Below are 13314 nucleotides of genomic sequence, written 5' to 3'. Positions count from 1 at the left end.
CCTTTTATTGAGGCTTACCATTGTGGGTCCAGACTCTATCTGCCACGATGATTGATGCCGTGTCGTTTTCTTGTAACTCTTTGTAAATAGAAGGGTTCAAAGGATACCATATACCCGATTCGCCAAAGAATTCTTTCACATGCGTTTGCCATTGTTGAAAACGTTGCGAAAGGTGATTGATGACCACATGCACTTGCCCGGCTTTCACATCCGGAACATAGCGTTGCCATTCCTGCAAAGACGGTAGATGTCTGATAATCAAGGTATCACAAGAGATTTTCTCTCCGTAAACAAGCATTTGTACGCGATCTCCATCCAATAATCTGCGTACATTTGGATGAACGGGGCGATCCGGTGAAACATTATATTGAGAGAGCTGGATAAGCCCGATTCGCGCATGTTTTTGTGTTTGTGAAAGAATTTCCGTTGAATTGAATACAGTGTTTTGATCATCCAGTCTGAAATCAGAAGCAATCACGATGTCAAAATGACGCTGACCGCCATGCTTCTCTTCCCTATTCGGCCACATCGGCTCGGGGACAGCAAATGGCCGGGATTTTAGAGGAAAGGGGTAACATAAGTTCTTGGTCGTTTGATGAAAATAATCATGCGCTTCTTCGTACTCTTTTCTTGCCCCCATTTTAAATCCGTGGTATCCAAAGGCTTGGTTTCCGGTTAAAGACGTATCGGATTGCCGTTGAAAAGAGAGCGGACCTGTCGTTAGGTATGCAATGGATTTTTCGCCAAACACTTTCTTAATACGCCGAATAAACTCGGAATCGGCCGCAAAGCGAACAGAATCCCAGAATCCGATCGTATCCATTACTGGCTTACGACGAAACATGAACGATGACATATTGCTAAATATATACGTCCCTGGCTTGCCTCTGCGATAAAAAGTGAGATCATTTGTCGCCCGTGCCTGTTCGGACATATTTCCGATTACTGTTTTATTTTCAAGCAAATGATTAACTTGTGTTTCAATTTTCTCTGGATGAGACCAGTCATCAGCATCATTGACGGTGATGAATTCACCGGTCGCTTCTTTTAGTGCCAAGTTTCGTGCGGGATATGCGCCTCCGTTCGATGTCGCCTTAATGAGTTGAATTCTTGAGTCATTGGCAGCATACGCTTCCACGATTGTGGCTGTTGCGTCCTTGCTACAGTCATCTGTCACTAAAATTTCCAGGTTTGTCCATGTTTGTTCTAGCATAGATTTAAGCGATGTGTCGATAACGTCTTCGGCATTATAAACAGGCATGATGACGGTAACGAGCGGGTACGGCTCGGATAATAGACATTTCCGTGTTTCTTGAGTACGATCAACAATAATACTGTCATAGGGGGAAGTCGAAACAGAGGTTTCCATCTTAATCATCGAAATACCGTTTATCGTCAAAGCTTTATTAATCCACTGTACTTTTTCCGTGATGGAAGATTCCAAATTTGCTGCTGCGAGAAAAAGATCAGGGTGGGGACTTTCACCTTTAGCTGATTCAAGCAAAGGTGAAAGAACGTGCTTGGCTTCCCCTGCTTTCCCTAATCGATTCAGGCACTCCGCCGTCATAATGGCTGCTATGCGAATGTGAACAGAGTCCTTTTCATCTTTAACAACCTCGGACAACAACTCCAGGCATTTTTTGGCTCCCTCTTCGGTATATTGGTTTGCATGCCATAATAACAGCTCCCAAGCCGCCAGTTTTTTTAAATATTGGTCTTCGTTTTGATAATAGAATGTCTCAAGCTCCGTAAGCCCACGTTCTGTAAACCCAAGATTATAGAGAAGGTGCTTTACTCGTCTTACCTCACGCTCTTGCGTTTGATACTTCCCCATAAATAAAAGTTTCTTGATGGTGTCTTTTTGCTTCTGGGTCAGTTTTTCACTGATATTACGTTTTCGTTCAGGAGGAAATAAACGATTAATCAGCAATTCCAAGAGGTTAGTTACTTGCTGCGCGAGTGCTTTTAACATGAGTTTCAACATCCAGTCTTATTTAGTGATCATATTGCCTTGAAAAAACTGCCCTGCCCATTCGGACAATCTATGCGTGCATTTCCGTAAAAGTGTCCGAGGTCGACCTCGGTTCGGACAATTTTCGCATGCTTCCCCGTAATATTGTCCGAGCTCCGCCTTAGTTTGGACAATTCGCCTGTGTTTCTCCGCTAGAGTGTCCGAATCCGCCCTCGGTTCGGACATATGGTCGATTCTCTCCCGAAAAAGTGTCCGAACCAAGGCAAAACCCTCACTTACTTGCGCTCTTTTGTTTTCTTCTTTGTTTTCTTCTTTTCACTTTCTTGCCGACTTTTCCTTTTACTTGCCCCTTGTAGAGGTTCACGGTTTCCCCAGCTTCGCCGTCGTATTTGACGGTGCCTTGTTCCATCCAGATGGCGCGCGTGCATACTTTCTCCACAAAACTCATGCTGTGGGAGACGATGATGACGGCTTTTGCGCTTTCCATCATGTCTTGGATTTTCTCGCTTGCTTTTTGTTGGAAGGCGATGTCTCCCGTGGACAATGCTTCGTCGATAATAAAAATATCCGGTTGCAACGTTGCGGCGATGCTGAATCCGAGCCTTGCCCGCATGCCGCTGGAATAATATTTGATCGGGCGTTCCATAAATTTATGGAGTTCGGAAAAACGCACGATTTCCGGGTATTTCTCATGAAGATACGTTTTCGGCAAGCCCATGAACATGCCATTCAAATACACGTTGTCGGCGCCCGTCAGTTGATCGTTGAAGCCGGTGCCGTAATTAAGGAGTGCCGTCGTTTCCCCTTGCATGTCAAACGTCCCGATATCCGGTTTAATGATATTCGTCAGCACTTTACAGATCGTGCTTTTCCCGGCGCCGTTGTGGCCGATGATGCCGACGATTTCTCCTTCGTTAATCGTAAAGCTCACGTCTTTCAGCGCCCAAAATTTACCTTTTTTCATCGGGTAATATAATCCCAGGTTTTCTGCTTCCAGAACAGGCTTTTCTTTCACATCCGCTTCCGTTTTCTGTAATTCCAGTTTTCTTCTGCGCTTTTTGCCTTTATCCGGGATCGTCGCCAAGTAGTTCTCCGCGACTTCGTCAGGGTCTCCTACATCCCTCACGACGCCCTTGTCGAGCCACATTAAACGGTCGCAGTTTTTCGTCGCGAAATTAATGCTGTGGGTGACGAGGATGACCATCTTTGCTTTTTGCACCAACTCCTGCATTTTCTCCGCCGCTTTATTGCCAAAAGCCGTGTCCCCGGTATTTAACGCCTCATCGAGAATGAGGATCTCCGGTTCCAGATGCGCGGCGACGCTGAAACCGAGCCTTGCTTTCATTCCGCTGGAGTACATCTTCATCGGTTGTTCAAAAAATGAACCAAGACCGGCGAATTCCTGAATTTGATCAATGAACTCCGTCACTTTTTTCTTCGTGACACCGAGCATCATCCCGTTCAAATAGGCATTTTCACGACCCGTCAATTCTTTGTTAAAGCCCATTCCCATGGAAAAAAGGGCGGTCACTTTGCCATCGACGTGAATACGGCCTTCATCCGGATGCAAAATGCCCGAAATCATTTTGCAAAGCGTCGTTTTCCCGGATCCGTTCGATCCGATAATCCCTAAAATCTCCCCTTGATAGCCGGTAAAATCAATATTTCTCAACGGCCAGACCGTTTTATTTTTTTCCGCTTCGGGTTTATCTTTTGTAAACATATTGAAGATATGGGATTTATAATCATCTTTATGCCCGGACTGAAACGACACGCCGAGACTGTCGGCCTGCATTACAACCTCTCCGGTGCCATCCTTTGAATCATGTGATTTTTGTAAAGTTACCATGAGCTACCCTTCTCACAATGCCTTAATAATTTTATGTTCATTCCGGCTGTAATAATAAATCAGGAGAACAATCGCTACGATCGAGAAAAATCCGATCAATAACAATCCGGTCCAATCCGGCATGGATTGCTCCATGAGAATATCTCTGTATCCGGTTACGATATGTGCTATAGGGTTGACGGTGACAAGGATCTCTATCCAAAGGTTATCTTCGGCCGCCGGACCTAATCGTCCGCCTTCCCAAATGATCGGGGATGCATAAAAAAACACCCGTGTTACGTGCGTCATAACATTGTCTATATCACGAATAAACACACTGACATAGGCCAAGAACAAACTAATCGCCAATAAAAACAAGTATTGAATAAGAATAATCACCGGCAAAAACACGATTTGCCATCCGGGAACGGTCCCCGTAGCAACTAAAAATGAAGCGATAATAATGAGCCCGAAAGCGAAGTTGATCAATTGCGTCGATGTAATCGTCATCGGAAAAATTGCTTTCGGCAAATAGACCTGATTAATGATCGATGAATATTTTAAAATCGCTTTTGCTGAGCTATTCACCGTCGTGTTAATCCAACGCCAGGCGACCAAACCGATGACGAGAAAGACGGCAAAGTTGTCCCCGCCGCGGTCCAGCAAAACTCCAACCAGAAAATAATAAACGAGGACGTTGAGCAAAGGGTCCAACAACCACCAAAAGTAGCCTAAATAGCTATTGCGGTTCTCGGCCTTCAACCCTGATTTTACGAGGTAGACCAAGAGGTCTTTTCTTTTTTGGATTTCCTGTACATATTGTCGCATAAAATTCCGCCTATCTTTTCCGTGCCTATCCAACCTATCATTTTACTACAACAAAGTGGTCTAGCTCAAAAATTCTTTTTTCCCATTATTCGCCATCCCCGTAGGTCCGCATGATGGTGCTCATACCCATTTTGAGAGGGACGGCGATTACTTTGATGCCTCTTCTTCCTCTCGGAACAGCCCGTCCACTGTTTGAGGGATTACTTCGGGCTCCTTGTTCCCCTCGGAGCAGCTCGACTGCCGTTTGAGGGATTACTTCGGGCTTCTTCTTCCTCTCGGAGCAGCTCGACTGCCGTTTGAGGGATTACTTCGGGCCTCCTGTTCCTCTCGGAGCAGCCCGAACGCCGTTTGAGGGATTACTTCGGGCTCCTTCTTCCTCTCGGGACAGCCCGCCCGCCATTTGAGGGATTACTTCGGGCTCCTTCTTCCTCTCGGAGCAGCCCGCCCGCCGTTTGGGGGATTACTTCGGGCCTCTTCTTCCTCTCGGAGCAGCCCGAACGCCGTTTGAGGGATTACTTTGGGCCTCTTGTTCCCCTCGGAGCAGCTCGACTGCCGTTTGAGGGATTACTTCGGGCTTCTTCTTCCTCTCGGAGCAGCTCGTCTGCCGTTTGAGGGATTACTTCGGGCTCCTTCTTCCTCTCGGAGCAGCCCGAACGCCGTTTGAGGGATTACTTCGGGCTCCTCGTCCCTCTAGCAGCAACTTTGCCTTCGTTTGGGGGACGACTGCGCGCCCCTCGCTCCCCGGCATCCTTGCCATCATTTTTCCAAATATTTCCTCATGCTCCTGTATACGTAATGAAAAAAATACCAAAGGCTGCGGGGCAAGCTTAGCTGTTCAATATCCCGATACATCCGCCAATTGTTTTTGGCCATCGCTATCTTGTTGCTCGAGATGGAATGCTCGACGACCCTGTATTTGGCAAGCACTTCTTGAAGGCCGTAAGCCGGCCATCCTCGCCTGCAAAGGCTGAGCCAGAGCGCAAAATCTTGGCGCGTGCGCATCGGGTTCATCTTCACTTCCCCGACCCGCTCCCGATCCAACATGACCGTTAAACAACCGATCACATTCTGTTTGAGTAACTGTTCATATTCTACCCTTTCGGGAACAGTGACGATGGTGCCGGTGTCCGTGCCATCTTTTTTTACCTTTTGATAGGAGGTAAATGAAAAGGCGATCTGCCCTTCCTGCATAAACTGCAATTGTTTCTCCAGTTTTTCCGGCAGCCACTGGTCATCGGCATCCAAAAACGCGAGATAACAACCGTTAGCTGCTTCGATGGACGTATTTCGTGCCACGCCGGGTCCGCTGTTCTCGGAAAGTTGGATCAGCTTCATGCGTTCATCTTCGAGAAACGGCTGAACGGCGGCGACGGTGTTATCCGCGGAACAATCATCGGTAATGATCATTTCCCAGTTTGTGTACGTTTGAGCTTGCACGGAGCGAATCGCGTCCGAAATATAGTTTTTAGAATTGTAGCTCGGGGTGATGATCGAAATGAGCGGCCAAACATCATTGTGCATGTTCATCACCAGCTTCCCGCGTCTGTTCCCCTATCTTATCATACCATTGCAGAAGCTTTTCTTCTTCCTTATGCCAATTTAATTCTTCTTGTACCGCCTTTTGTCCGTTCCGGCCCATTTTTGCCGCTTCTTCCGGATACAATCGCAAATATTCAAGCGCATCCTGAATCGCTTCGCCTTCTTGAGGATCGACCGCGATCCCGCACTGATAACGGTCAATGAACGCTTTCCATACCGGAAAATTGGAACATAGAATCGGAATGCCAGCACTCATGTACTCAAAAAATTTGGTGAGTTCTTTGCGCTTATAATGCTCCGTGGGCGGGAAGAGCGCAATGCCCGCGAGCCACCGCCGATTCATGTACTGGTCATCAATGGTTTCACGGGGCACGTAGCGATCAATTCCTTCGATGATGAGCCTGTCCTTTTGGTCGCCGGCGGTTGCATACATATTGTCGGCCACTTCACGCGCACACTTGCCAAAAAAATAAACGGTGATTTCAGCGTCGATGAGCGGAAGCCGCGCTTGCGTATAAGCCCCCCGGTCCACATCAACGTTACCGGTATAAAGCAATTTATTTTCAAGTTGTTCAATAGTATCGTCAACTGTTCGCGCCATAAGCTTTTCATTGATAAGCGGATAATTTAAGATCACTTTTCCGCTTGGATACAGTTCTTGATAATATTTTTCCGCCAAACAAAGGTCCATGTCCCGGGCAAAAACGTTCTCTATTCTTTTGTACGCCTTCGTAATCAGTTTTCGTAATGGCCGCGGAAGATATTCCTTTTGCATAATGCTCGTCGCGTAATCTTCATGAATGTCATAGATGACGACATTGTCATTTTTTTTCAGCAGCCAAGCAACCGGCAACAATTCCGGGTCATGAAAATGATAATAGTCCGCCTGCCGCTTTTTGGCCTGTTTGTATACTTGGTAAGTGGAAAAGGCCATTCGTAAAAATTTATTTTTATATTTTTTAATAGGGATGATGTCGATCGCGCTTTCGGCATCGGTTTCCGGAGCGATCAGCGTAACGTCATAGCCCGCGCGTCTGAGCGACAGGCACTCTTTATGGTAAATCCTCGTGTCAAACGGATGGTGCACCGAGGTCATGTGCACGACTTTTTTGCTCATACGAATGCACCCTTACGTTAACGTTCGCAGGAAGGTTTCTTCATACTGCGCCACAATCTGTCCCGCGTCAAAATCCTTTGCACGTGTGTAGCCCTTTTCCACGCGCTCTTTTCCCGAAAGTGACAGGACCTCAACGATTTGTTCCGCCATTTGTGCGTCATTGCCAACTTCGCAGAGGGAGCCGAATTCGCCATTGTTGAGCACTTCCGCCGGTCCCGAGCGGCAATCGGTGGACACAACGGGCGTTCCGGTCGCCAATGCTTCGGCGATGACATGGCTGAAGCCTTCATGTTTGGAAGCGAGCACGAAAACATCCGCTCGGCGAAAATAACGATAAGGATTGTTTTGAAAGCCGATGAAATGCACGCGCTCTTCAATGTTTAATTCGGCCGCCTGTTGCTCTAGCGTTGCTTGTAACGGGCCTTCGCCGAGAATGACCAAATGGCTCTTGATACGCTTATGCACGGCCGCAAAAGCTTTCAGCAACGTTTGCTGGTCCTTTTGTTCAACGAGTCGTCCCGCGGTCACAATGACGTTGTCTTCCGCTGCGAATACGTTTCGATGTTCTGCATCAATCGCTTCGTTCATTTTTGCTTGTATGTTCTCGATATCGATCGGATTATGAATCACTTGTATATGGTCGGGCTTAATTTTATAGCGTCGGACAAGGTTTTCTTTTACGCCTTCAGATAGAGAAATTACTTTGTGGGATATTTTGTAAAATAAACCGGTGATAAACAACCTGGTGTTCGTTCGAAATCCTCCGCCGAAATGATCGGCCTCGCGAACAATGCTTTTCGCACGCGTGAAGGAAAAAAGATTGGCCAGTATCGCGGCAACGTTCAAATCGGGAAATTGCGTGCTAAAAACAATGTGAGGTTTCTCTGTTCGTATCACTTTCGCCAACGGAAAAATCGCTTTTCTCAGCCGCTTCGTCTCCAATTTAATAAACGTAACATCGTCTGCCAATTCCCGTTCATACGTCCCGTTAAAATTTAGCGTCACCAATATGGGCGTAAAACGCGTCCGATCCAGATGATTGATGATGTTCAATAAGGTTCTGGCCGCCCCGCCCGCGCCCATTTCATAAATAAAAAACATTACTTTCGTTTTATCCATGGCTAAAGCCTTTCTACGGTGTATTTCAGTATCTTTATCAGCCGAAAACGCCTCGATATCAGCCAAATTTTGCACTATATCAGCCAAAACTAACGGTTTATCAGCCAATCGTTAGAAATGCTTAATCAATCCTTCATTCATTTTAAACGAATCCATTTTGTAGTCAAGATGCAAAGTGTTTTCGTCGATACATTGTGAAAAATATCTGAATTTCTATGGAAATACAGACACTTTCGTTGGTTCCATCCATCATACAAGGTGACCCGATGCAAGGGCGTTGCCGAATCCTTTGACCGGCTTCAACCTGTGCTGAGAAATCATGTTGTCGTCCGTCCCCAAAGGGAAGGAAAACTGCAGCTAGGGGACGGCAAAGTCGTTCTTGTCCCTCTAAAGGATGGAATACCGCTCCTAGAGGGACGACAAAACCGACCTCCCCTCCCCAGATGGGATTGATCCGTTATAAATCACTCGATGTAATCTCTTGATAGGAGTAAATCCGACCAGTATGCGTCTAATGACAATGCTGATGCGATGCTAGGGGGTATTTAGAGTGCGATCATGATGTCCGCAGTTTCGCAAAATAATCGTATTTGGCTTTATGAGTTCAAAGGTAAGCCGTAAATCCATGTTAACACTGGCTTCCCATACATCAGGCTTATGATAACCTTTCATTTTTTTGATCCTTAATGATGGGTGAGAAAAATCTTCTGTCAGTATTACTACAGCATGATTGATAACCTTTTGTGATTGTTTATCCAACTTTTTATAAGCTTTCTTAAAACGACTCGTTCGCTCAACGTTCATCGCCATCGAATTGATCGTCACTTTCTAAATCTGCAATTAAATCATGGACATTATCAAATTTTTTCACACGACCTGCTTTAATATCTTCTTCGGCTTCTTTTTCCCCTTCTTGCCATTCTTCGGTCCAAAACCAAGCTTGACTTGCCGGGATCACTTGTCCGCGTTCAAGTACAAGTCGACCTTGTTCTTCATGAATAGTGACAAGATCATCATCTTCCAGCCCAATTTTCTCGCGTAAGTTTTTTGGTATGGTTAACCCCCCGCGGTTAAGCTGGCGGTATTCTGTTCTTTTTTCCATATTCACCCCTCCAGAGTCTTTTAAAAAAATATGGTTAATGTTGATTTACTGAAATTCAGTATATCATAAAATCAGTTTTTTGGTATTTTTCGTGGGAAAAAGAGTTAAGAAGTATGAATCGTGTAAAAGTATGATAAGATAATAAATAAGAATTATATTTATAATGAGGTGAACTTAATGGTGTTATTGAAGAGGGGTTTTAATAATAAACGAGTTCCCGAAGAAGAAACCGTAAGAGCTATCTCAGAGCGAGGACAAACGGTTATACCGAAAGAATTCCGAGAATATTTGGAAGCGCATGACGGAGATCAATTAGAATGGTCGGTGAATGAAAAAGGAGAAGTCGTGGTCTCGGTGAAGAAAAAGGAAGATATCATGGACTTGTATGGGTCTTTGCCGGTACACGAACAGAATGAGCGCGATTTTGAAGAGATTTTAGAGAAATCTAAAAAAGAGCGGTTAGAAAAGAGGAAAAATGAGGGAGGGATATAATGGCAACAGAGATGTGGGTAGACACGAATGTCATTGTTCGTTTCTTAACGAATGATCACCCGAAGCTCTCCCCCATTGCTAAAGGAATCATGCAACAAGTGAAAGAAGGAAGACTCGTTCTGCATGTAAATCCATTTGTGATCGGAGAGTGTGTGTTTGTTTTGCAGGGAAACGTGTATGGGTTCCGCCGAGAAGACATTGCCGAACGTCTCCACCGATTCTTATCAGTCAAAGGAATTGAGTGTAAAGATAAAACATCATTGGTGCAAGCCTTAAAGAATTACAGCCGTACGAATGTGGATTTTGCTGATGCATATATACCTGCTTATGCAAAGCATACGGGACCCGAAAAAGTTATGACATTCAATGTAAAAGACTTCAGAAAGGTAAATGCAGAAGTTTTTTCACCAGAAGAGGTTTTGAGAAATTTGAAAGAATGATCAGAAGCAAGAATTAGTTACAAAGGACAAGTAATAATCGAGAGTGATTAGAAATGAGCTTTTATTTATTAACTAATGTGCACGTAGGTCTTTTAGTTTCGGATAAAGACGTCAAGCAATCTATTTTTGCATTTGTCGTTATTATAGATCGTTGCAGTCGAGTTTAAAGAACACATGAAAACATCCAGCAAGCATAATCTCTTCGCACCCCCCTGCTTCACTCTCTGACCGCTTCCGCAAAATCAGTGAAATCATCAAGATGCTCTTCTACAATGGCTTGCAAAATCGGAAAGCTCCCCGGCTTGTATTTGGTATTCCAAGCCCTCGCGTGGATACCACGTGCATGGCAAGATCGATGCTTGCTTCGCATGCCCGTTGTACATTGAGAATAATGGAATCTTGCTTCGTTAGATCCTTTAAATTGCCCGGATCATTATCGTAAACATATTTGATGCGTTCCAGGCAGCGATTAATAATAATGTCATCGACCATGAAGCATTCCCCCAAAACCATTGGCTTTCAAAACTTCCGCTCTTTCCTCGTTTAAGTAGGCGTATGCCTTTAAAACACGTATCGTAAACATTTGCCGCTCATAAGGGCGTTCGTCCAACAGCAATTCCCCATGCGCGATAATCTCCTTCTGCAACACTGTTGACGCTTGTTTCATATCGACTAAATCAACATCGCAGCCGAATCTGCGCGCAAGCTTCTCTCCGTACGTAAAGCATTCATAAGATCAATAGGGTTGGTCACTGAGAAACGCGATGTCCAAGTCGCTCTCCAAGCGTTGTTCATTCCGGGCGACAGAGCCAAAAAGATAGATGGCATAGGCATCGATATGTTCAAGCACTTCTGCAACGATTTCCTTTTTTTTCAAAAGAAAAATCCCTCCTTCATTATACCACATCAATCACCATAAAAAGGCGCAACCGACTGGCTGCACCCTTTCATCATTTCTCCATCACCCGCGGATCCAGCGCGTCGCGCAATCCATCACCGACAAAATTAAAGCTAAGGACAGTGATAAAGATCATCAGCCCCGGGAAAAACGGATAATACCAAGCGGTTAAAAATATCGTTAAATCCTGGGAGTCCGCGAGCATATTCCCCCACGTTGCCGTTGGCGGACTGATGCCGAGTCCAAGGAAACTGAGAGTGGATTCCGCGATAATAAACGCCCCAATCGCGAGTGTTGCAGTAACAATCACCGGTCCGATGGCATTCGGCAAGATATGTCCGAAAATAATCCGACGTGTAGGGATCCCCAAAGTTCTTGCAGCCAAAACAAATTCCCGCCTTTTAAAAGAAAGAAATTCACTGCGCACAAGCCGCGCCGTCGTGGTCCAAGATAAAAGACCGAGCACGACAATCAACATGGACGGCGCTGGGCGAAAAACGGAAATAACTGTGATCAAAAGGAAAATACTAGGAAAAGAAATAATGATATCAACGATACGCATCAACACCGCATCGACCCAACCACCAAAATAACCGGCAATCGAACCGATCGCGATACCGATCGTTATCGCGCTCAACATCGCGGCAAAACCGACCCAAAGGGACATCTGGCCGGCATACAAAATCCTGCTGTAAATATCGCGCCCCAAATGGTCAGCGCCCAGCCAGTTATCGGCACCTGGGGATGCCAGACGATCCACCAGTGTCTGAGCGTTAGGATCGTGCGTTGCCAACCATGGAGCAAACACGGCACTGCTAATAATAATGATCAACATAAATAGACCGATCACCGCGAGCTTATTCTGAAAAAATTTTTTAACGATAATGCTAATCATCGATTGGTGCTCGCTTAACGTCTCCACTCCCGGAGCGGGAGGGGGCGAGTTCACTTCTTGTTTCATCTTATTTGCATCCATTGGGACCCCTCCCTCTTTAATATTCAATGCGCGGATCGGCAATGGCATAGAGAATATCCGCGATTAAGTTGCCGATGACGACAAGACCGGCACCGAACATCGTTAATGCCATAATGACCGGATAATCACGCTGGAATGTGTGGTCAAGGAACAACTGACCGATCCCCGGCCAAGTAAAAATTTGTTCAACGACGACAGAACCACCGATAAATGTTGGTAACAGCAAACCAAACATAGTAATTAAAGGCATTAGTGCATTACGAAGGCCATGTTTATAAACGACCCGTCGTTCTTTAAACCCTTTTGCACGGGCAGTCCGGATATAGTCTTGATTTTTCACTTCCAGCATGCTCGTCCTTGTATAACGCGTCATCTGTGCCATATCCGCGGTTGCAAGCACGAGCGCGGGCAAAAACAGGTGATGCAAGCGATCCAAAATACTAAACTCGCCACCAAGCGTCGTCACGCCTCCGACCGGAAACCAGCCCAACTGAACACTTAAAAACATGATTAACATTAATCCCAACCAGAAATTAGGGATCGACACACCGATAAAAGACCCAAAAGTAAAAACGTAATCCCTTGCGGAGTACTGGCGCATCGCGGAAATAATCCCGATCGGAATCGCGACGACCATCGTTATAATTGTCGAGCTGATCATGAGGACGAGTGTATTCGGCAATCGTTCCCAAATCATTGAACCGACATCACGATTCGTAATAAACGAATTTCCTAAATTTCCTTGCAAGATGTTCCCTGCCCAACGCACATACTGGACAGGAATGGGATCGTTTAGCCCCAATGCATCCAATTGCTCTTCACGATCTTCAGGCGTAATGGTCGGATCGAGATCCAATGCTGTCGGCTCTCCGGGGGCAAATTGCATAATGCCGAAAGATATGATCGATATGCCGATTAAAATCGGAATCGTCATGAGGATACGCCGGATAATGTAGGTCGTCATCTTAAGATCTCCTTCCCCCGATGATTGGCAGAATGAAAA

14 protein-coding genes and 1 pseudogene are annotated in these 13314 nt (G+C 45.6%); 2 read left to right on the top strand and 13 right to left on the bottom strand.

Annotation, left to right across the window (positions count from 1 at the left end):
* Positions 1–4: 4 nt before the first annotated feature.
* The 8 genes from HUG15_RS00170 to HUG15_RS00135 all read right to left on the bottom strand — a co-directional run bounded on the left by HUG15_RS00170 (position 5) and on the right by HUG15_RS00135 (position 9505).
* Positions 5–1972, bottom strand: a complete 1968-nt coding sequence (locus tag HUG15_RS00170) for a glycosyltransferase family 2 protein (RefSeq protein WP_211202310.1) — start codon at positions 1970–1972, stop codon at positions 5–7.
* 271 nt (positions 1973–2243) lie between these two features.
* Positions 2244–3821: an ABC transporter ATP-binding protein gene (locus tag HUG15_RS00165; RefSeq protein WP_200126158.1), complete on the bottom strand. Its 1578-nt coding sequence runs from the start codon at positions 3819–3821 to the stop codon at positions 2244–2246.
* Between the two features lie 12 nt (positions 3822–3833).
* Entirely contained in the window at positions 3834–4628 is a 795-nt protein-coding gene (locus tag HUG15_RS00160) for an ABC transporter permease (protein ID WP_200126156.1), read from the bottom strand.
* A gap of 756 nt (positions 4629–5384) precedes the next feature.
* A complete protein-coding gene (locus tag HUG15_RS00155; protein ID WP_200126154.1) occupies positions 5385–6155 on the bottom strand; it encodes a glycosyltransferase family 2 protein in 771 nt (256 codons plus the stop codon).
* Positions 6139–7284, bottom strand: a complete 1146-nt coding sequence (locus HUG15_RS00150) for a glycosyltransferase (RefSeq protein WP_343073142.1) — start codon at positions 7282–7284, stop codon at positions 6139–6141. The genes HUG15_RS00155 and HUG15_RS00150 overlap by 17 nt, the downstream gene beginning before the upstream one ends.
* Before the next feature lie 12 nt (positions 7285–7296).
* Positions 7297–8511: a glycosyltransferase gene (locus tag HUG15_RS00145; protein ID WP_343073141.1), complete on the bottom strand. Its 1215-nt coding sequence runs from the start codon at positions 8509–8511 to the stop codon at positions 7297–7299.
* A 426-nt stretch (positions 8512–8937) separates the two neighbouring features.
* A complete protein-coding gene (locus HUG15_RS00140) occupies positions 8938–9213 on the bottom strand; it encodes a type II toxin-antitoxin system RelE/ParE family toxin (protein WP_246516447.1) in 276 nt (91 codons plus the stop codon).
* A complete protein-coding gene (locus tag HUG15_RS00135) occupies positions 9197–9505 on the bottom strand; it encodes an AbrB/MazE/SpoVT family DNA-binding domain-containing protein (RefSeq protein ID WP_200126150.1) in 309 nt (102 codons plus the stop codon). Before HUG15_RS00135 ends, HUG15_RS00140 begins: the two co-directional genes overlap by 17 nt.
* Before the next feature lie 177 nt (positions 9506–9682).
* Between HUG15_RS00135 and HUG15_RS00130 the strand changes: the two genes are divergently transcribed.
* A complete protein-coding gene (locus HUG15_RS00130; RefSeq protein WP_200126148.1) occupies positions 9683–9997 on the top strand; it encodes an AbrB/MazE/SpoVT family DNA-binding domain-containing protein in 315 nt (104 codons plus the stop codon).
* Entirely contained in the window at positions 9997–10437 is a 441-nt protein-coding gene (locus HUG15_RS00125) for a type II toxin-antitoxin system VapC family toxin (RefSeq protein WP_200126146.1), read from the top strand. Before HUG15_RS00130 ends, HUG15_RS00125 begins: the two co-directional genes overlap by 1 nt.
* 288 nt (positions 10438–10725) lie before the next feature.
* Here HUG15_RS00125 and hepT read toward each other — a convergent pair.
* The 5 genes and pseudogenes from hepT to HUG15_RS00105 form a co-directional block, all read right to left on the bottom strand.
* Positions 10726–10929 (bottom strand): annotated as a pseudogene (gene hepT, locus HUG15_RS00120) (type VII toxin-antitoxin system HepT family RNase toxin); the annotation flags it as partial.
* Positions 10919–11104: a hypothetical protein gene (locus HUG15_RS22780; protein WP_246516446.1), complete on the bottom strand. Its 186-nt coding sequence runs from the start codon at positions 11102–11104 to the stop codon at positions 10919–10921. The pseudogene hepT and the gene HUG15_RS22780, both read right to left, overlap by 11 nt.
* Positions 11105–11173: 69 nt before the next feature.
* Positions 11174–11314: a nucleotidyltransferase family protein gene (locus tag HUG15_RS22775; RefSeq protein WP_246516445.1), complete on the bottom strand. Its 141-nt coding sequence runs from the start codon at positions 11312–11314 to the stop codon at positions 11174–11176.
* A gap of 73 nt (positions 11315–11387) precedes the next feature.
* Positions 11388–12311 carry an oligopeptide ABC transporter permease gene (gene opp4C / locus HUG15_RS00110; protein ID WP_281393576.1) on the bottom strand — a complete coding sequence of 308 codons (924 nt, stop codon included), beginning with the start codon at positions 12309–12311 and terminating at the stop codon, positions 11388–11390.
* Positions 12312–12327: 16 nt separating this feature from the next.
* On the bottom strand, positions 12328–13275 hold the full coding sequence (locus HUG15_RS00105; protein ID WP_200126142.1) for an ABC transporter permease: 948 nt from the start codon (positions 13273–13275) through the stop codon (positions 12328–12330).
* Positions 13276–13314: the final 39 nt, after the last annotated feature.

The sequence above is a fragment of the Salicibibacter cibarius genome, from assembly GCF_016495725.1.
GTDB lineage: Bacteria > Bacillota > Bacilli > Bacillales > Marinococcaceae > Salicibibacter > Salicibibacter cibarius.
Note: the sequence above shows the minus strand (reverse complement) of the source record. Positions and strands in the feature narration are given on the sequence as shown.